The 19,859-nt window shown below is 58.5% G+C and carries 18 protein-coding genes; 15 read left to right on the forward strand and 3 right to left on the reverse strand.

Annotated features, from left to right (window positions below; all coding sequences use genetic code 11):
- Positions 1 to 14: 14 nt before the first annotated feature.
- Entirely contained in the window at positions 15 to 812 is a 798-nt protein-coding gene (locus tag B7L15_RS07075; RefSeq protein ID WP_085918296.1) for a cytochrome C assembly family protein, read from the reverse strand.
- Between the two features lie 199 nt (positions 813 to 1,011).
- On the opposite strand from B7L15_RS07075, the gene ffh reads away from it, so the two are divergent.
- The 11 genes from ffh (at position 1,012) to B7L15_RS07130 (ending at position 11,909) form a co-directional block, all read left to right on the forward strand.
- Positions 1,012 to 2,433, forward strand: coding sequence for a signal recognition particle protein (gene ffh, locus B7L15_RS07080; protein WP_085918297.1), 1,422 nt, complete (start codon positions 1,012 to 1,014; stop codon positions 2,431 to 2,433).
- Between the two features lie 221 nt (positions 2,434 to 2,654).
- A complete protein-coding gene (rpsP, locus tag B7L15_RS07085) occupies positions 2,655 to 2,903 on the forward strand; it encodes a 30S ribosomal protein S16 (RefSeq protein WP_007111767.1) in 249 nt (82 codons plus the stop codon).
- 45 nt (positions 2,904 to 2,948) lie between these two features.
- Positions 2,949 to 3,494 (forward strand): ribosome maturation factor RimM, encoded by a 546-nt coding sequence (gene rimM, locus B7L15_RS07090; protein WP_085918298.1) that lies wholly within the window; start codon positions 2,949 to 2,951, stop codon positions 3,492 to 3,494.
- A gap of 47 nt (positions 3,495 to 3,541) precedes the next feature.
- Complete coding sequence (gene trmD / locus B7L15_RS07095) at positions 3,542 to 4,318, forward strand: tRNA (guanosine(37)-N1)-methyltransferase TrmD (RefSeq protein ID WP_066319345.1); 777 nt, start codon at positions 3,542 to 3,544, stop codon at positions 4,316 to 4,318.
- Positions 4,319 to 4,491: 173 nt separating this feature from the next.
- Positions 4,492 to 4,848 carry a 50S ribosomal protein L19 gene (gene rplS, locus B7L15_RS07100; protein WP_085918299.1) on the forward strand — a complete coding sequence of 119 codons (357 nt, stop codon included), beginning with the start codon at positions 4,492 to 4,494 and terminating at the stop codon, positions 4,846 to 4,848.
- Between the two features lie 111 nt (positions 4,849 to 4,959).
- Positions 4,960 to 5,841: a site-specific tyrosine recombinase XerD gene (gene xerD, locus B7L15_RS07105; protein WP_085918300.1), complete on the forward strand. Its 882-nt coding sequence runs from the start codon at positions 4,960 to 4,962 to the stop codon at positions 5,839 to 5,841.
- A 5-nt stretch (positions 5,842 to 5,846) separates the two neighbouring features.
- A complete protein-coding gene (locus tag B7L15_RS07110) occupies positions 5,847 to 6,620 on the forward strand; it encodes a DsbC family protein (protein WP_254902872.1) in 774 nt (257 codons plus the stop codon).
- A gap of 86 nt (positions 6,621 to 6,706) precedes the next feature.
- Complete coding sequence (locus B7L15_RS07115) at positions 6,707 to 8,023, forward strand: homoserine dehydrogenase (RefSeq protein WP_085918301.1); 1,317 nt, start codon at positions 6,707 to 6,709, stop codon at positions 8,021 to 8,023.
- Positions 8,024 to 8,031: 8 nt separating this feature from the next.
- Positions 8,032 to 9,420 (forward strand): threonine synthase, encoded by a 1,389-nt coding sequence (thrC, locus tag B7L15_RS07120; RefSeq protein ID WP_085918302.1) that lies wholly within the window; start codon positions 8,032 to 8,034, stop codon positions 9,418 to 9,420.
- A gap of 5 nt (positions 9,421 to 9,425) precedes the next feature.
- Positions 9,426 to 11,249, forward strand: a complete 1,824-nt coding sequence (locus B7L15_RS07125) for a single-stranded-DNA-specific exonuclease RecJ (RefSeq protein WP_254902873.1) — start codon at positions 9,426 to 9,428, stop codon at positions 11,247 to 11,249.
- Positions 11,250 to 11,291: 42 nt separating this feature from the next.
- Positions 11,292 to 11,909 carry a YitT family protein gene (locus B7L15_RS07130; RefSeq protein WP_085918303.1) on the forward strand — a complete coding sequence of 206 codons (618 nt, stop codon included), beginning with the start codon at positions 11,292 to 11,294 and terminating at the stop codon, positions 11,907 to 11,909.
- Between the two features lie 74 nt (positions 11,910 to 11,983).
- On the opposite strand, the gene B7L15_RS07135 is transcribed toward B7L15_RS07130, so the two are convergent.
- Both B7L15_RS07135 and B7L15_RS07140 read right to left on the reverse strand, forming a co-directional pair.
- Positions 11,984 to 14,500, reverse strand: a complete 2,517-nt coding sequence (locus B7L15_RS07135) for a heavy metal translocating P-type ATPase (protein WP_085918304.1) — start codon at positions 14,498 to 14,500, stop codon at positions 11,984 to 11,986.
- Positions 14,497 to 14,916, reverse strand: coding sequence for a MerR family transcriptional regulator (locus B7L15_RS07140; RefSeq protein ID WP_085918305.1), 420 nt, complete (start codon positions 14,914 to 14,916; stop codon positions 14,497 to 14,499). The genes B7L15_RS07135 and B7L15_RS07140 overlap by 4 nt, the downstream gene beginning before the upstream one ends.
- Positions 14,917 to 15,182: 266 nt before the next feature.
- Between B7L15_RS07140 and B7L15_RS07145 the strand changes: the two genes are divergently transcribed.
- From B7L15_RS07145 to B7L15_RS07160, 4 genes are all read left to right on the forward strand, one after another.
- Positions 15,183 to 16,529, forward strand: coding sequence for an OmpP1/FadL family transporter (locus B7L15_RS07145; RefSeq protein WP_085918306.1), 1,347 nt, complete (start codon positions 15,183 to 15,185; stop codon positions 16,527 to 16,529).
- Positions 16,530 to 16,695: 166 nt separating this feature from the next.
- A protein-coding gene (gene prfB, locus B7L15_RS07150) for a peptide chain release factor 2 (protein ID WP_139839357.1) occupies positions 16,696 to 17,794 on the forward strand; the annotation gives its coding sequence in 2 pieces (ribosomal slippage) (positions 16,696 to 16,770 and positions 16,772 to 17,794; 1,098 coding nt in all).
- A gap of 32 nt (positions 17,795 to 17,826) precedes the next feature.
- Positions 17,827 to 19,338, forward strand: coding sequence for a lysine--tRNA ligase (gene lysS, locus B7L15_RS07155; RefSeq protein ID WP_085918308.1), 1,512 nt, complete (start codon positions 17,827 to 17,829; stop codon positions 19,336 to 19,338).
- Between the two features lie 91 nt (positions 19,339 to 19,429).
- Positions 19,430 to 19,816: a hypothetical protein gene (locus tag B7L15_RS07160; RefSeq protein WP_085918309.1), complete on the forward strand. Its 387-nt coding sequence runs from the start codon at positions 19,430 to 19,432 to the stop codon at positions 19,814 to 19,816.
- The last annotated feature ends 43 nt before the right edge of the window (positions 19,817 to 19,859 follow it).

A 19,859-nucleotide genomic window follows, 5' to 3' on the forward strand; every position in this document is an offset into this window, starting at 1 on the left:
CAGTGCTTGCAAGGTTAGCGGTTAAGTACCACTTCAAGCACGAACTTGCTGCCAAAATAGGCTAATACCAGGATCGCGCAGCCGCCGAGCGTCCAGCGCACCGCACGCATACCGCGCCAACCAAACCGGTAACGGCCAATCAAGAGCGCGGTGAAAATCACCCAGGCCAGAAGCGATAGTACCGTCTTGTGGGCAAGGTGCTGGGCAAAGAAGTTATCCAGAAACAGCAAGCCGCTGATAATTGATAGCGTCAGCAATATAATGCCGACCCACACTAGCTCGAAGAGCACCCGCTCCATTGTGGTAAGCGGAGGGAGTGACTGGACAATGCCGCGGATGTGATGGTGGCGCAACGCCTGATTCTGCAAGCCTACCAGCACCGCTTGTGCGGCGGCAATCGCCAGCACCGCAAAGGCCAGCGCGGAGCTGATGGCGTGCATCAAAATACCCGGCGTCAGCCCACTGTGGCCGCTTTGACTGGGTAGCCAGGTGGCGGCCATCAGTGCGATGCCGGCTAGCGGGAAGAGCGCAATACCGGCGTTGAGCACGGGTTTGAACAGGCTTGCTATCAGGACCACGTTCACGGCGACCGCCATCAGCAGGGTGGCGCTGGTGGTGAAGCCGGGCAGCAAACCTGGCGTTTGCCCGACTAGCTGAACCACCACCGGGATATGTAGCAACAGGCCTAACGCGGCTAAAAGTCGCACGATGACCTGGCGAGGGGGCACGCGCCGGAACAGCGCCATACCCTGCCAGATGGCAGCGGCTATATAGAGAATAAAGGCGATGGTGGCGAAAGGGAGCGCCTGCATGATGCTATCCGTGCGCCTTGCAGCGCGTCGTAATGAAACAAATCGAATTGATAAGTCACTACTATAACGAATCCTTACAGTGACGCACAGCCATCTATATCTTGCGCCCATGGAGACTCACGCTGCGAGCGCGTATAATCCCTTCCATTAGCCTAGGGCCGGTCAAGCCCGGCGACAGCGACGGAGGCAGAGAGGCCCCATGTTTTCGACTCTTAGTGAGCGTCTTTCCCAGACGTTAAAATCGATCAAAGGTCAGGCACGCCTGACCGAAGACAATATTAAAGATACCCTGCGAGAAGTTCGTCGTGCGCTGCTTGAGGCAGACGTGGCGCTGCCCGTGGTAAAAGACTTCGTCGAGCGGGTGCGCGAACGAGCCGTGGGGCAAGAGGTATCCAAAAGTCTTTCGCCCGGTCAGCAGTTCGTCAAGATTGTCCAGCAAGAGCTGGAAGCCACCATGGGCGAAGCGAACGAGGGACTGACATTAAAGAGCTCCCCGTCCGTAGTGCTGATGGCGGGTTTGCAGGGCGCGGGTAAAACCACCTCGGTGGCGAAACTTGCGCGTTACCTGCGGGAACGTGAAAAGAAAAAGGTCCTGGTGGTTTCGGCCGATGTCTACCGCCCCGCGGCGATTGACCAATTGGAAACCCTGGCCAAAGAGGTGGAAGTCGACTTCTTTCCCTCCCGCTCGGATCAGGCGCCAGTGGCGATTGCCGAAGCGGCCATCAAGCACGCCAAAATCCAGTTTCACGACGTCGTATTGATCGATACCGCAGGCCGCTTGGCTATCGATGAAGCCATGATGGCGGAAATTCAGGCGTTGCATAAAGCCGTCACGCCGGATGAAACCCTGTTTGTCGTCGATGCCATGACCGGCCAGGATGCGGTCAATACCGCAAAAGCGTTCCACGACGCTCTGCCGCTCACCGGGGTGGTGCTGACCAAAGCCGACGGTGACGCGCGGGGCGGTGCTGCGCTCTCTGTGCGCCATGTCACCGGCAAGCCGATCAAGTTCATGGGCGTGGGTGAAAAAGTCGACGCCTTGGAACCCTTCCACCCTGACCGGGTCGCCTCGCGGATTCTGGGCATGGGGGACATGCTCTCGCTGATCGAGGAAGCCGAGCGCACGGTTGATAAATCCAAAGCCGACCAATTGGCCAAAAAGGTCAAGAAAGGCGACGGCTTCGACTTGGAAGACTTTCGCGAGCAACTGCAGCAACTCAAGAAAATGGGGGGCATGGGTGGTTTGCTCGGCAAATTGCCGGGTATGGGGCAGATGGCGGATATGGCCCAAGGGCCTGGTCCCGAAAAAGAGCTCGGCAAGCTGGAGGCGTTGATCAACTCCATGACCCCCAAAGAGCGCCACAAGCCTGAAATCATCAACGGCTCACGCAAGCGCCGTATTGCAGCGGGTGCGGGACTTCAGGTGCCGGACTTGAACCGTCTGCTCAAGCAGCATAAGCAGATGCAGAAGATGATGAAGAAAGCCGGCAAAAAAGGCGGCATGGAAAAAATGATGCGTGGCATGTCCGGCATGATGGGCGGCGGTGGCGGCCCAGGCGGCCCCGGTGGCATGGGTGGCCCTGGCGGCATGGGTGGTCCGGGTGGATTCCCTCGCCGCTAGCCGTTGCCGCCAGGTGGTATGCTTGACGGGCTGATAGTTTTCTGGCTATCAGGCTTTCCAAGCCGAGCGCATTTGCGTAGAATGCGGCGTCTTCTTGTGTGGGTGTTGGTCATGCAGTGACGATACTCTACGCTGAAGGCTTTTATAGTATGAAGAGTGTTTCCGGTAGCGAACGCCGCGAAGGCGCACTCTCGTAACCTCAACCGAAGGATAGTTATCGTATGGTTACCATTCGTTTGGCACGTGGTGGCGCCAAGAAGCGTCCCTTTTACCACCTGACTGTTACTGACTCACGTAACGCCCGTGATGGCCGTTTCATTGAGCGTATCGGTTTCTTCAACCCTGTTGCACGTGGACAGGAAGAACGCCTGCGCGTTGACCTGGACCGTGTCGTACACTGGCAGAGCCAGGGTGCCCAGCTTTCAGGTCGTGTTGCTGAGTTGGTAAAAGAAGCGCGTAAACAGGCCTAAACCTGTTCGCGATGTGGCAAGTGCTGTTGTACGTTGAGGTCGTCAATGACGCGTTTTGAAACAAGCCATACTGACGACACGCATGTGGTGCTCGGCAAGCTGACAAGCTCCCACGGAGTGAAAGGCTGGCTGAAGGTATATTCCTATACCAGCCCCATGGACAGCATTCTGGACTACCCCGGATGGTGGGTGCGCCAAGGCGACACCCTCACGCACATGTCCATTGTTCAGGGCCGTCGGCAAGGTAAAGGCCTTGTGGTTCAGCTTAAAGGGATTGATGACCGCGATGCGGCCGATGCATTGGCCCAGGCGGACATATTGATGCCCAAAGCGGACCTTCCTGAGCTTTCCGACGATGAGTATTATTGGCATGAGCTTGAAGGCCTGGCGGTTTTCACTCAAGCCGGCGAACGGTTAGGGCAGGTCAGTTACCTGTTCGAAACCGGTGCCAACGATGTCATGGTCGTTCGTGGCGATGTCGAGGCGATCGACAAGCGTGAGCGCCTGCTGCCGTTTTTGCCGGGCGACGTCATTGTTGAAGTCAGTCTTGAAGACGGCCGAATGGTCGTTGATTGGGATCCTGAGTTTTGAACAGTGAACAACAGTCGGGCGCTGGAAACGAGTTTTCACACCCCGCGATGTGGATAGGTGTGGTATCGCTGTTTCCGGAGATGTTCGATGCGCTCACCCAGCAAGGCGTGGTCGGTAGAGCGATCGAAAAACGGCATATAGAGCTCGCGTTCTGGAATCCGCGTGATTACGCCACTGACCGCCATCGTAGCGTTGATGATCGACCCTATGGCGGGGGCCCCGGGATGTTGATGAAAGTCGACACCTTACGCGCAGCCATTCATGACGCCCGGCAGCAGGCGCATGATGCGACCGGCCAGACGCCCACGGTGATTTATCTATCACCCCAGGGTCGCAAGCTGGATCAGCAGGGCGTGACGTCGCTGGCGTCTAAAGGCCCGTTGGTTGTTGTCGCAGGGCGCTATGAGGGCATTGACGAGCGGGTGGTGGAAAGTGACATCGATGAAGAATGGTCAATTGGCGACTATGTGCTAAGCGGCGGTGAGCTGCCGGCCATGGTGTTGATTGACGCGGCGGCAAGGCTGATTCCCGGTGTGTTGGGGCATCAGGATTCCGCCATCGAAGACTCGTTTAATGACGGTTTGCTAGACTGTCCGCACTACACCCGTCCCGAGGTGATCGACGGGCGACAGGTGCCGGATGTGCTGCTGAGCGGTAATCACGCCGCGATCAAGCGCTGGCGGTTGAAGCAGTCCCTGGGTCGCACTTGGCAGCGTCGACCTGATTTGTTGGAAGGGCGACCGCTGGATGCCGAACAGCGCAAGCTGTTGAACGAGTTTATCGAGGAATACGCTCTTTCCGGTTCGTCAGCCAAGACTGACTAGGAAGTCTTGACTGAGCTGGCATGAGCGGCGGTGCAGGGCGGTAATGGCGAGTAGCCAACGCACCTGTGTCACCCATAACGACTCCCGCGTCGCTTGTTATTGAGCGCCGGGATCACGGCGACCGCCTTCCATGACTGAGCGGTTTCGCCACCACGTTATTTAGGAGCATGATGATGAGCAGTAAAAACAAGGTGATCCAGGCGCTCGAAAACGAGCAAATGTCCAAAGAGGTGCCGAACTTTGCACCGGGCGACACCATCGTCGTTCAGGTGAAAGTCAAAGAAGGCAACCGTGAGCGTCTGCAGGCGTTTGAAGGTGTGGTTATCGGTAAGCGTAACCGTGGCCTGAACTCCGCGTTCACCGTGCGCAAGATTTCTCACGGCGTTGGCGTTGAGCGTACCTTCCAGACCTACAGCCCGCTGGTTGACTCTCTTGAAGTCAAGCGCCGCGGTGACGTGCGTCAAGCCAAGCTTTACTACCTGCGCGAGCGCAGCGGTAAATCGGCACGTATCAAGGAAAAGCTGGCCTAAGGCGAGTCGTTTCCGCAGGCGCTTGCGCCTGGGTACCAAAACCCCGTCACCGCTCTGCGGGGCGGGGTTTTGTTTATCTATTCGATGTGAATCCTTACGGGCGGCTTGAGTATGCGTGTCATTGATGCTTTTTTGGATGCCCTGTGGCTGGAGCGCGGGGCCAGTGAGCATACGCTAGCGGCTTATCGGCGCGACCTGAACGCCTGGCAGCAGCACCTGGAGGAACATGGCGAATCATTATTGTCACCCTCGCCTGAACGCCTGGATGCGTGGTTTGCCAGCCGTCGTGAAGCGGGCTATCAGGTACGCAGCAATGCCCGAGTGCTGTCGAGTCTGCGCAGCTTTTACCGTTGGGCGCGCGTCCATGGCCACGTTTCAAGTGATCCGCTGGCTGAGGTGCGCCTGCCGCGTGTACAGCCCGGCCTGCCCAATACGCTGGAAGAAGACGAAGTGGAGCGCTTGCTTCAGGCACCGGAACTGGATACCCCACTGGGCGTTCGTGACCGCACGATGCTGGAATTGCTCTACGCCTGCGGACTGCGTGTCTCGGAACTGGTGGGGTTGACCAGTGACGCGGTCAATTTGCGCCAGGGGGTGGTCCGGGTGCGTGGTAAAGGCGACAAGGACCGCCTGATACCGATGGGAGAGGAGGCCGCCGACTGGCTGGCCCAGTACATGAAAACGACGCGCCCCATGCTGATGCAGGACCCTACGCGCCCGGCCCTGTTTCCGGGCCGTGGCGATAAAACGATGACGCGGCAGACCTTCTGGCATCGCATCAAGGTGCACGCCATCACGGCGGGTATAACGCGCCCCCTGTCGCCACATACGCTTCGCCATGCGTTTGCGACCCATTTATTGAATCATGGGGCGAATTTACGGGTCGTACAGCTGTTGCTAGGTCATAGCGACCTATCCACCACGCAAATTTATACGCATGTGGCCCAGGCCCGCCTGGAAAGCCTGCATGCTGAACATCACCCAAGAGGTTGAATTGCATGATGCGCCGAAGTACAGAACTCACGACGTCACAAGGCAAGCCGCGTAGGCTGATAGGCTGGCTGATGGTGGGAGCGTTGTTACCCATGACAGCGCAGGCGAATAGCGCGACCGATGCGCTCCGCGACACCTTGAGTGTCAACGGAGAGGCAATGCCGGTCGACGAGGTGCGTGAAACGCCGATGGAAGGGATTTATCATGTCCGGCTGGAAAACGGCGAATCCTTTTATTCGAATGCTGACGGCAGTCATTTTCTGGTCGGCGACCTCTACGAGAATGCCGACAGCGGGCTGGTGAACCTGACCGAGCAGGCGCGCAACCAGGAACGTGCGGACGCCATTGCGGCGATACCGGAAAGTGACCGGGTCGTGTTTCGTGGTGAAGAGCCTCCCAAGGCGACGATCGTTGTGTTTACCGACCCAACCTGTCCTTATTGCGTAAAGCTGCATGAAACCGTGCCTGAGCTCAACGAGCGAGGTATTGCGGTACACTATCTGGCCTTTCCGCGTAGTGGCGTTAACGCCAACGCGGGGAGAACGCTGAAGCAGGTCTGGTGTTCGGATAACCCCAGCGAAGCCATGTCGCGTGCCAAGCAAGGCGAAACGCTTTCCAGTTCGGCCAGCTGCGACAACCCGGTCGCCGAGCAGTACGAGCTGGGCCGCACGTTAGGCGTCCAGGGGACACCCGCCATTATCCTGCCTGATGGACAGATGGTGCCAGGGTTTGTGCCGCCGGACCGCATGATGCAAATGCTGGAACTGGATGACGCTTAGAATCAACAGCTAATGAGCCAATTGATCAACTATTATCACGCTGAGACACTGCACCTCTGAGTGCACAACATGAAAGGGGAAGTATTTTGAAACCGGTAAGAGTAGGCATTTGTGGGCTGGGTACCGTCGGTGGTGGTACCTTTAATGTGCTGACGCGCAACGCTGACGATATTGCACGCCGTGCAGGGCGTCCGATCGTGATCGAGCAGGTGGGCCATCGCAGTATTCACCCCGATTGCGACATTACCGGTATCAATGCCACCACGGATGTTTTTGAAGTGGCCACCAACCCCAACGTGGATGTTCTGGTTGAGCTGATTGGCGGTTACGACGTTGCCCGCGAACTGGTACTTACCGCGATTGAAAACGGCAAGCACGTGGTCACTGCCAACAAGGCGCTGATCGCCGTCCACGGCAACGAAATCTTCAAGGCGGCCCACGAAAAAGGTGTGATCGTGGCATTCGAAGCCGCCGTCGCGGGGGGGATCCCGGTGATCAAATCGTTGCGCGAAGGCCTGGGTGCCAACCGCATCGAGTGGGTAGCGGGCATCATCAACGGTACCGGCAACTATATCCTGACCCATATGCGCGATGAAGGCCGCGCCTTTGAAGACGTGCTTGCCGAAGCCCAGGCGCTGGGCTACGCCGAATCCGACCCGACCTTTGACGTTGAAGGCATCGACGCGGCGCACAAGTTGACCATTCTGGCCTCGATCGCCTATGGCGTGCCGCTTCAGTTCGAGAAAGCGTTTACCGAAGGGATTTCGCGGATTACCGCCGAAGACGTTGAACAGGCTGATAACCTTGGCTACGTCATCAAGCATCTGGGCATCTCCAAGCGCACCGATCATGGGCTTGAGCTGCGGGTACACCCCACGCTGATCCCCAAAGAGCGCCTGCTCGCCAATGTTCACGGCGTCAAGAATGCCATTGCGGTGATGGGCGACGCCGTGGGGCCAACCCTTTACTACGGCGCTGGCGCCGGGGCTGAGCCGACCGCCTCGGCCGTGGTGGCGGACATACTCGACGTGGCGCGGGATATTGCCACCGACCACCACTATCGCGTGCCTTACCTGGCGTTCAGCGGTATTGACGAAGACGTCAGCCAACTGCCCATCATGCCGATGGAAGACATTACCACGGCGTATTACCTGCGCCTGCTGGCCGTCGACCGTCCCGGTGTCCTTGCGCGCGTGGCGACCATCCTTGCCGAGCAGGGCATGTCCATCGAGGCGCTGATCCAGAAAGAGGCGACCGAAGGCGAACTGGTGCCCATCATCCTGCTGACCCATCGCACCAAAGAGAAGCAGATGAACGAAGCGATCCGTGAAATCGAAGCCATGGCGGATATTGCGGGCCCTGTCACTCGTATCCGCGTGGAAAGCCTGGACGAAGGGGAGTAACCCACTACATGCGTTATATCAGCACGCGCGGGCAAGCGCCCGCGCTCTCCTTTGAAGAGGTGGTGTTGACCGGCATGGCCAGCGACGGCGGGCTTTACGTGCCGGAAACGCTGCCGTCGTTCTCACAGGACGACCTGGAAGCGATGGCTGGCTTGTCTTACGCGGAGATCGCGTTTCGTGTCATGAAGCCGTTCGTCAACGGTGAGATCGACGATGACACCTTCCGCCAGATCGTGACGGATGCCTACGCGACGTTCAATCACGATGCAGTGCTGCCGCTCAAGCAGCTGGATGCCAGTCACTTCCTGCTCGAACAGTTCCATGGCCCGACTCTGGCGTTCAAGGACGTCGCCCTGCAGCTTCTGGGCCGCCTGCTCGACCACTTCCTGCAGAAGCGCGGTGAACGCGCCGTGATCATGGGCGCCACCTCCGGTGATACCGGATCGGCGGCCATTGAGGGCTGCCGTCACTGTGACAACCTGGATATCTTTATCCTGCACCCTCACAACCGGGTCTCGGAAGTGCAGCGTCGTCAGATGACATCGGTGCTGGCCAATAACGTGTTCAACATTGCCATCGAAGGCAACTTTGATGACGCCCAGGCAATGGTCAAGGCCAGCTTCGCCAATCAGGACTTCCTGAACGGCACACGACTGGTGGCGGTGAATTCGATCAATTGGGCGCGCATCATGGCCCAGATCGTCTATTACGTTGCCGCGGGCGTGGCATTGGGGGCACCCAAGCGCGAAGTGAGTTTCTGCGTCCCCTCGGCCAACTTTGGAAATGTCTTTGCCGGGTATATGGCCTACAAGATGGGCCTGCCGGTGAAGCAGTTCATCATCGCCACCAACGCCAACGACATCCTGCACCGCACACTTGCCGCCAATGATTTCTCCAAGAAAGAACTGGCCGCAACCCTCGCCCCGTCAATGGATATCGTGGTGTCGTCGAACTTCGAGCGTCTGCTGTTTGATGCCTACGACCAGGATGGTGCTGCGGTGGCGGCGCTACTGGAACGTTTTCAGCAGGAGCCCACGGCGCTGGCCGATGCACCGCTGGCCAAGCTGCGTGAAAAGTTCGCAAGCCACAGCGTCGACGACGCGACAATCCTGGAAGTCATCCGCGAAGCGCATCACCGCACCGGCGAGCTTCTCGACCCGCATACGGCCACTGGCTACCGGGCGGCCGAGCGGGCCCGCGCCGACAAGACCACACCGGTGATTACCCTGGCCACGGCGCATCCGGCCAAGTTTGCCGAAGCGGTGGTGAAAGCGGGGTTTCAGGGAGTACCGCTACCTACCCACATGGATGACCTGCTGGAGCGTGAAGAGCGCTATACCGTGTTGCCCGCCGAACTTAGCGTGGTTCAGCAGTTCGTCGCTGACAACCGGCGCTAGCGCTTATGGCCGATGTGATCGACGCGTCGCCTCTCGCACAGCGTGGTGAGCGGCTGCAGCTTGCCAGCCGTCCCCGCCTTGAGCCTCGTCCGCTGGACGAGGCCGTTTACGCACGTGCTCAGGCGGAAGGCCTGAATGAGCTGCAGGCGCGCCTGCTAGCGTCACGGCTGCCGGGCTATCAAGGCGAGCTGGCCCCGCTGGTATCGCCCAGTCTGCGCTATCTGGCGCACCCTGAGAAACTTGCTGATGGTCGCCGAGCCGCCGAGCGCATTGCTCAGGCGGTTGCCGAAGGCGAACCGATCGGGATCCTCACCGACTACGATGTGGACGGCATCACCTCCCACGTGGTGATCCGTCGTACGTTGGTCGAGTTATTTGGCGTGCCGGAACATAAGCTGCATAGCCTGATTGGCCACCGTATTCACGACGGTTACGGGATCAGCCTCCCCCTGGTGGAGCGCACTCTGGCGCTCGAGCCGCTGCCGACCCTGGTGATCACCGCCGACTGCGGCAGCTCGGACGAGCCGCGTATTGCCCGTCTGAAAGCCGCGGGTATCGACGTGGTGGTCAGCGACCATCATGCGTTACCGCTGGAAGGCCCGCCCCCTTCGGCCTACGCCTGCGTCAATCCTACCCGTGATGACTGCGACTACCCGGATAAAACCATCGCCGGTTGCATGGTGGCGTGGCTGACGATGTCGCTTGCGCGCGGTGTGCTGATCGAGTGGGGTGCCCTGTCAGCCTCCACCCCTAAGCTGTCGCCCTGGCTCTCTTACGTAGCGCTGGGCACGGTAGCGGATTGCGTGTCGCTGGGCGGAAGCCCCGCCAACCGGGCGGTGGTCAGCCATGGCCTGACGTTGATCAACCGCATGGAGGCCGCCTGCTGGCGGGCCATGGCCACACGCTTGGGTGCCGATAGTGTACCGTTCAATGCCGAAACACTTGCCTTCCAGATGGGGCCGCGCATCAATGCCCGCTCGCGCCTGGACGATCCTTACGCGGCGCTGCACTTCATGCTCGCGGAAACTGAAGGCGTGGCCAATCGCCAGCTTGAGGTGCTTGACCAGGATAACCAGTCGCGCAAGGCCATTGAGGCCGACATGGCGGAAGAGGCCCGTGCCTTGGCCATGTCCGCGTTGGAGGCGAACGAGCCGGCGGTTGTCGTGTTGCTGGAAGATGGTCACCCAGGCGTGCAGGGCATTGTCGCCTCGCGGCTGGTGCAGGCCTATGGGCGTCCGGCGCTGGTACTTACCCGAGCGGCCGCCCCCGATATGCTCACTGGTTCCGGCCGCTCGATTGACGGCCTGCACCTGCGCGACGCTTTGCAACGCACCTTTGAACTAGCCCCCGAGGCGCTGCCGCGCTTTGGTGGCCATAGCGGAGCAGCAGGCGTGGGTGTTCCTCGAGGGCAGTTGGAGGCCTTTAAAGCCGCGTTTCTACAGGCGGTGGAAGAGCAGTTGGCAGGCCAGGAACTTTATCCGCGTCTGTGGACCGACGGCGAGCTATCCACGACGCAGCTCTCACTGGCAACGCTTGGCGATATCGAGGCACTGGGCCCCTACGGACGCGAGTTCGACCCGCCACTGTTTGAAGGGCGCTTTATTGTCGAAGCGCTGCGCCCGGTGGGTGCGGAAGGCGCGCACCTGATGATGGAGCTTTCCATGGGCCCCGTGATCTGCAAGGCCATCTGGTTTCGTGCGCTGACCCCCGGGGAGCTGCCCGCATTCAGCGTCGGCGATACGCTCCATTGTGCTTACAAGCTTAACCGTAACCGCTGGCGTGGGCGTGAGACGCTGCAGTTGATGGTCGAGCACGCCAGCCCTGTCTAACCTCATCACTCTATAACCCACGGCCTCAATAAGGACGCTTCCATGCGTGTTGAAGACCTTCCCAAGGACCCGCATCGCCCCTATGAAGATGTCATGGCGATGCTGTTGGGCACCTTCTTTGTGGCGCTTGGGGTGACGTTTTATACCCATGCGGTGTTGTTGACGGGCAGCACTGCTGGGTTGGCGCTGCTGTTAAATTACATCACCGGTTGGGGGTTCGGGGTGTGGTTTTTTGCCATTAACCTGCCGTTCTATTATCTGGCCATCAAACGCATGGGCTGGAGCTTTACACTACGCACCTTCCTGGCTATCGGCCTGGTGTCGCTGTTTTCGGAGCTCACCCAGGGCTGGGTCCAGTTTGCTGCCGTGCCGTCGATTTATGCCGCTCTGATGGGCGGTGCGCTGATGGGCATCGGCATGCTGATGCTGTTTCGCCACCGCACCAGCCTTGGCGGCATCAATATCCTGGCGCTTTACCTCCAGGAGAAACACGGTCTGCGCGCAGGCTACGTGCAACTGGGTATCGACGGGGTGATCCTGCTGGTAGCACTCACCCAACTGCCGCTGGACCGCATGGCCTACTCGGTGCTGGGTGCGCTGACGCTCAACTTGATCATCGCCCTGAACCACAAGCCAGGGCGTTATATTGGGGTGAGCTAGAAACGTCTAGCTGAGCCAGAACCACCAAACAATCAGCGCGATCAGGCCGACCCCGGCAAGGTTGATCAGTAGGCTCATGCAGTGTCTCCTTTGGATTGAGTGGCGCTGGTTTTCCATAGCCGCAGGCGGTTGGCGTTACTGACCACGGTGATGGACGACAGCGACATGGCCGCACCCGCGATCATCGGTGAAAGCAGCGTACCGGTCAGCGGGTAAAGCACCCCGGCAGCAATCGGAATACACAGCACGTTGTAGCCAAAGGCACCGATCAGGTTCTGTTTGATGTTGCGCAGGGTGGCGCGGCTGATTTCGATGGCGTCGGCGACGCCATGCAGCGAGCCTCGCATCAGCGTCATGCCGGCGCTTTCGATGGCGACATCGGTGCCCTGGCCAATCGCGAAGCCGACATGGGCACGCGCAAGCGCCGGAGCGTCGTTAATTCCGTCGCCGACCATGCCGACCACTTCACCTGCCTTTTGGCGCCGCTCGATGTCGGCGTGCTTGTCTTCGGGCAGCAACCCGGCGCGATAATCGTCGATGCCGACCTGGCGGGCAATGGCGGCAGCCGTGTGGGGATTGTCGCCGGTCAGCATGACCACGTTCAAACCGTCATCCTGCAGCCGTTTGACGGCGGCAACGGCATCGTCACGCAGCGGGTCGCTGATGCCGAAGAGCGCCGTCAATTGCCCGTCCAGAGCAAAATACACCAGCGTGCGAGCTTTCTCTTCCAGTTCGCGGGCGTTTTCCTGACGTGCGGAAAGGTCGACCCCGGCATTTTCCATCAGGCGTGCGTTGCCGAGCAGCAGTGACTTCCCGTCGGTGGTTTGCGCTTTGACACCGCCCCCGGTGACGCTGTCGAAGTCCTGAATCCCGGCAGCTTCAGCGTCATGCTCGTCGGCATAGGCCATCAATGCCGCTGCCAGTGGATGCTCGGAGCCGCGTTCCAGAGCAGCGATATAGCCAAGCGTTTTGGCCGTCTCTTCGCCCAGCAATTCCGCCTCTGTGACACGGGGCTTGCCTTCGGTGAGCGTGCCGGTCTTGTCCACGACCAGCGTGGTCAGTTTGCTGGCGGTCTGCAGGGCGTCGCCGTTTCTCACCAGCACGCCGTGTTCAGCAGCCTTGCCCACGCCAATCATGGTAGAAATCGGCGTGGCCAGGCCCAATGCGCAGGGGCAGGCGATAATCAGCACGGTGGTGGCCGTCACCAGCATGTGAATGACCCGCGGCTCGGCGCCGACATTGAACCATATCAGTGCGGTAAGCACGGCGATGATCATCACCGAGGGGACGAAAATACTCGACACTTTATCGGCCAGCTCGCCGATCGGCGGGCGCGAGTTTTGTGCGCTGGCGACCTGTTCGGTGATCTGGCCCAAACGGGTGTCGGCGCCCACTCTTGTGGCGCGGTACACCAAGCCTCCTTTGCCATTCACCGTCCCGGCGCTGACCTCATCTCCCTGGCCCTTTTTCACCGGTTCGGGTTCGCCGGTGAGCATGGATTCGTCGATGTGGCTGGCGCCTTCCACGACGTCGCCATCCACCGGCAGCCGCTCGCCGGGGCGAACGCGGATCTGATCGCCTTCGCGTACCGCATCGATGTCCACCTCACGTTCTTCGCCGTCCCGGATCACCCTTGCGGTGCGGCTTTGCAGGTCGAGCAGCCGTTTTAGCGCATCGCTGGTTCGCCCGCGTGCTTTAAGCTCCATGGCGTTGCCCAGCAGAATCAGGCCGATCACCATGGCAGAGGCTTCAAAATAGATGCCGCGGGCGACCTCGGGTAGCCACGGGGCAAACAGCACGACCACCATCGAGTAGAGCCAGGCGGTACCGGTGCCCATGGCCACCAGCGTGTCCATGTTGGCTTGATGGTGCTTGAGGTTTTTCCAGGCGTTGACAAAAAAGTGACGCCCGGGAAACGCGAGTATAGCCAGTGTCAGCAGCCCGACCACCAGCCAGAACAGCCGCCCGGTGCCCATTGGATGTGGGTGATAGACGAACATGCTGAGCATCAGCGGAACGGCAAGCGCCAGCGACCAGGCGCTGCCTTTCAAGCGGCGCTTGTAGTCATGGGCTTCCTGTTCTGAGCGTGTTCTTTCCGCTTCACGCATATCGACAATGGGCTCAGCGCCGTAACCCACCGATTCCACGGCCGCTATCAGGGACTGCTGATCGGCAGCGCCAAAAATCTGCGCGGTATGCGTGCCAAAGTTCACGCTTGCGTTGTCGACACCCTCGGTACGCTCCAGCGCTTTCTGAACGCTTTTCACGCAGCTGGCACAGGTCATGCCGCTGATCGACAGGCGGGTTTGATGCTGGCTGCCCTGAGGCGCACTTTTGGCGGGCATGGCGTCAGTCGTCTGGTCTCGTTGCTCGTCCGGCGTCTCGGCCGTACCGGGCGGGTAGCCTGCTTGGCGCAGCGTCTGGTCGAGGCGGGTGTCGTCCAGCGTGGTGGTGACCTCAAGGCGTTTTTCACCTGGTGCGCCTACCACGTCAGCATCGCTGTCCTGTTGCTGAATCGCCTCACGCATGCGCGACACGCATCCCTGGCAGTTCATGCCGGGCACTGTGCGTATCAGAATGTGCTGGCTCATTTTACCTCCTGCTTCTCAGGGAAGCTTTCGATCAAGCGGCAAAGGCTGTGGCCGTCCGGCGTACCGTCGGGCATATGCTGCCAGCTTTCCAGAGCTTGCTCCATGCGCTGGGCAAGCGCTTCAAGCTCCTGGATCTGCGCACGAATTTGCGGCAGCCGGTTGGCCAGCAGGTCGCGCACCAATGGGCAGGGAGAGTCACCCTGGTCGGCGTGAGCGAGGATGTCGCGAATTTCAGCCACGCTGAACCCGAGCTTGCGCGCCCGCTGAATAAACAGCAGCCGTTCGAGGTCCGTCGCGGAGTAAAGCTGATAGCCGTTATCGGGATGTCGCTTGGGTGCAAGCAATTGCTCCCGTGTGTAATGACGCACCGTTTCGGCGGTGACGCCACCGCGTTTTGCCAGCTCGCTGACCTTCATTGTGCGCTCCCGTGGAAAGTGTTGATGACTAGTGATAAGTCTAAAACCTGTGGGTAACACAAAGGTCAAGGCCAGGCGAGAAAATAGCCTGAAACGGTTAAAACAATGATTTAAAACGTACGTGCGACTAATGTATAAGGCAAAAATAAAATAAAACGCTCGTTTGCCCTTGAACCAACCGGGCTTTTGGGCCAAAACTGACGTGTACAAAAAAAGTATGACGGATGAGCAACATCGCGTCGGATCATTGGGAAAAGAGGCCCTCTATGCACAATAAATTTAACAAGCTCACCCTGGCAGTCGCCGTTGCCACTGCCGCCTTTGCCAGCCAAGCCCAGGCGGGTGGCTATCAAATCAACGAGCAGAGTGTCAGCGGCCAGGGCTACGGCCACGCGGGACGCAGCTCCAATGTCGAAGATGCGACCATCGTGTTCGGCAACCCTGCCGGTATGTCGTTTCTGGATCGCGCGCAAATTTCAGTGGGGGGGACATATCTGAACGTCAATAGTGACATTAGTAATGAAACGTCTCAGCAGTATGCGATTGTTACTCAAGGTGGCACTCCCGTGGGGGGGGCATCGAGTTCAGTTTCAGGTACCAACGACGGGGATATGGTTCCAGGGACATTAATCCCTTATGCATTCTATGTTCATCCGGTTAACGAGAAGCTCGCGTTTGGCTTTGGCGTTTATGCGCCTTTTGGTTCTAAAACTGATTATGAGAGTACCTTTGAGGGTCGCAACCAAGGTAACTACACCGAAGTAACGGTGAAGAGTGCCCAGCCGACGGTGTCGTATCGTTTTAATGATCAGTGGTCAGTGGGTGCAGGTATTACTTACAACCAAGTTGAGGGTGAGCTACATAGGCAGGTGCCCGTTGCGATCCCAGATGGGGTAGGTGGTGCTGATATATCTGAAATTGACTCTCGCGTTGATGGAGACGATGAGGCCTGGGGCTATAACCTCGGGGTGATTTATCAGCCTGTGCCAGAAACTAAACTCGGGTTAACATATCGCTCAGCTGTTGATTATAATCTCACTGGGGATTTTCGCGCTGTTGCACAAGATATCGGGGTAGATGTCACCGACGATGCTTCACTTGATTTAACCACTCCAGAAACAGTAAATTTCTCGCTCACCCAACAAATGAGCGATCGCTTGAAGCTGATGTTTGGGGCGTCTTGGGTGCGCTGGAGCCAGTTTGAAGAAATCCTTGTTACTGGTAATGATATACCCGAAATAACCGATGAGCAGCAAAACTATGAAAATGCATGGGCCTTTGCCACAGGTGGCGAATACCAACTGACGCCGACGCTTGCATTGCGTGCAGGTGTGACGCTCGATTTCACACCAACTCAAGATGAAACGCGTAGTGTGCGCATTCCCTCCGATGATCGGCGCATTTTCTCACTAGGAGCGGGTTGGAGCCCAACTGATAATTTGACTGTCGATGTGGCATACTCATACTTGACCGAGCGAGGAACTCAGGTAGACCAAATGAAAACCGATACTCGAAATCTCGGAACGGCAACTTCTCAAGTGACGTCTTCTTACTCCGCTGACTACAAAAACGAAGCCCACGGCTTCGGTGCTCAGCTGACCTACCGCTTCTAATGCGTTAGTCAATAGCAGCGACCCCAACCCGGCCTCGGCCGGGTTTTTTGCGTAGGGTCGATGTTGAGGATGGATGCGGTAAGCGCTGGGTTTCGTTACAATGCGCTTCTTTCTTGTGAACCTTTTCACTGACTTGATCTTTTACTGACCAATACCAAGGTATTCCATGTTGGAAACTAACCCGATTCACCTCCAGATCAAGGACCTGTCTGAACGGACAGAGGTTCTTAGGGGGTATCTTTGACTACGCCGAGAAGCAGGATCGGCTAGAAGAGGTCACCCGCGAGCTGGAGGACCCCAATGTCTGGAGCGACCCGGACTACGCGCAGAAGCTCGGTAAAGAGCGAGCGTCCCTCGAGGCGATCGTGGCCACCATTGACGACCTTGAGCAGGGGCTGGGCGATAGCCGGGACCTGCTCGAGCTTGCCGAAATGGAAGATGACGAAGGCACCGTCGACGAGGTGCGCAAAGAGCTGGATAACCTGCAGGCCAGCCTTGAAAAGCTCGAGTTTCGCCGTATGTTTTCCGGCGAAATGGACGAGAACAACGCCTACCTGGATATTCAGTCGGGGTCGGGTGGTACGGAAGCCCAGGATTGGGCGAATATCCTGCTCCGCATGTACCTGCGTTGGGCAGAAAGCCACGGTTTCAAGACGGATATCATCGAGATTTCAGCCGGCGATGTGGCCGGCATAAAATCGGCGTCGCTGCATATCCAGGGGGAGTACGCCTTCGGCTGGCTGCGTACCGAAACCGGCGTTCATCGCCTGGTGCGCAAAAGCCCGTTTGACTCTGGCGGTCGCCGCCATACCTCCTTTGCGTCAGTGTTTCTGTCCCCGGAAATTGATGACAGCTTCGAAGTGGATATCAACCCGTCGGATATTCGCGTGGATACCTACCGTTCAAGCGGTGCGGGCGGTCAGCACGTTAACACCACCGACTCAGCGGTGCGCATCACCCACGAGCCCAGCGGCATTGTGGTGGCATGCCAGAGCCAGCGTAGCCAGCACGCCAACCGCGACTTCGCCATGAAACAGTTGAAGGCGAAGCTGTGGGAACACGAGATGCAGCGGCGTAATGAGGCCAAGCAGCAGGCGGAAGACGCCAAATCCGACATTGGCTGGGGCAGTCAGATTCGCTCCTATGTGCTTGACGACCAGCGCATCAAGGATTTGCGTACCAACGTCCAGTCCAGCAACTGTGAAAAAGTGCTCGATGGCGATTTGGACCAGTTTATCGTCGCCAGTCTCAAGCAGGGTTTGTAATTTTCAGGGTTTGATCATTAATAGGGTGCCCGATGGCTAATCAAGACGCGTCTTCTCTCGATAACGAAAACCACCTGATTGCGGAGCGCCGGGCCAAGCTCGCGGCCCGCCGTGAGCAGGCGGCTGAGCAGGGCAAGAGCGCTTTCCCGAACGATTTCCGCCGCGATAGCTTAACCGTTGAGCTGCAAAACGCCTTTGGCGATAAAGACAAGGCCGAGCTTGAACAGCTGGATCACCATGCGTCAGTAGCGGGTCGCGTAATGCGCCAACGAGGCCCCTTCATTGTTATTCAGGACGTGGCCGGGCAGATCCAGCTCTACGTTGATAAAAAAGGCCTGCCTGCCGAGGTGCTGGAAGACGTTAAAAGCTGGGACATCGGTGACATCGTCGCTGGCCACGGCCCCGTGCACAAGTCCGGCAAGGGCGATCTGTACGTGATGATGAAAGAAGCGCAGCTGCTCACCAAAAGCCTGCGTCCGTTGCCGGATAAATTCCACGGCCTGACCGACCAGGAAGCCCGCTACCGCCAGCGCTATGTCGATCTGATCATGAACCCGCAATCGCGCAAGGTATTCGAGACTCGCGCGGCGGTCATCAGTTCCATGCGTCGTTTCTTTGAAGCCCGCGGCTTTATGGAAGTCGAAACGCCGATGCTACAGCCGATTCCTGGCGGTGCGGCGGCGCGTCCGTTTATTACCCACCATAATGCGTTGGATATCGACATGTATCTGCGTATTGCCCCGGAGCTTTATCTCAAGCGCCTGGTGGTGGGCGGCTTTGAGAAAGTCTTCGAAATCAACCGTAATTTCCGCAACGAAGGGCTTTCGACACGGCATAATCCAGAGTTCACCATGGTCGAGTTCTACTGGGCCTATGCGGATTACCACGACCTGCTGGATATGACCGAAGCCATGCTGCGCACGGCGGCTCAGGAAGTGCTGGGTACCACCACCATTGACTACCAGGGTGCCCGTTACGACTTCGGCAAGCCCTTTGCCCGCTTGACGCTGCGCCAGGCAATTCTTGACCACGGTGATGGCATCAGCGATGCGGACCTGGATACACTGGACGCTGCCCGTGCCTTAGCCGAAAAACTGGGCATCAAGGTCAAGGAGAGCTGGGGGCTGGGTAAGGTCCAGACGGAAATCTTTGAAGAAGTGGCCGAACACAAGCTCGACCAGCCGACCTTTATCACCGAATATCCGGCCGAGGTCAGCCCCTTGGCGCGGCGTAACGATGCCAACCCGTTTGTGACGGATCGCTTTGAGTTCTTTGTGGGGGGGCGCGAGATCGCCAACGGTTTCTCGGAGCTTAATGACGCCGAAGACCAGGCTGAGCGCTTCCGCGAGCAGTCAGCGGAAAAAGACGCCGGCGACCTTGAGGCCATGTACTACGACGCGGATTACGTGCGTGCGCTGGAGTATGGCCTGCCGCCAACGGCTGGCGAAGGCATCGGCATCGACCGTCTGGTGATGCTGTTTACTGACAGTCCTTCGATTCGCGACGTTCTGCTATTCCCGGCGATGCGCCCAGAGGCGGATTAACGCCAGCTAACTGTGCGATTGTGGACGAAAAGTTGGTAAGGGCGCGATTAAGCGCCCATAATGACCACGTTTCGACGGCGAGGAGAATCCCATGAAACTGCTAAATCGCTCCGCTCTGAGCGTCAGGCCGACCCAGCCCTTTGTGGACTGGATCAATGCGCTCGAACCCACCATGGGAGACGACGACCTGACCCTGGACGACGTCGAACGTGAAAGCACGGTGTATCTGATCCCCGAGATGGATACGCCCGAGGCGCTCGAAGCCTTTGTTCGTGAACGCTACTCGGAAATTCTGGAAACCGAACTGCGTGCCTGGGAAGAGGACGAACGCCAGTGGCCCGAGACGCTTGACTGGTCGCTGTTTCAAACCTTCCTGCGCATCGAGCATAGCTACCTCGCCATCGATCTTGACGACGACACGGCCCTGGAAATATCCGATGTTGATGACGCCTTGCTGCTTGATAACGAACTTGATTAGTGCGCTGTGATTGTTATTCAAGTTTCTTGTAAAACCGGCTTTT

It is taken from the genome of Halomonas sp. CSM-2 (genome assembly GCF_002119345.1).
Lineage (GTDB): Bacteria > Pseudomonadota > Gammaproteobacteria > Pseudomonadales > Halomonadaceae > Vreelandella > Vreelandella janggokensis.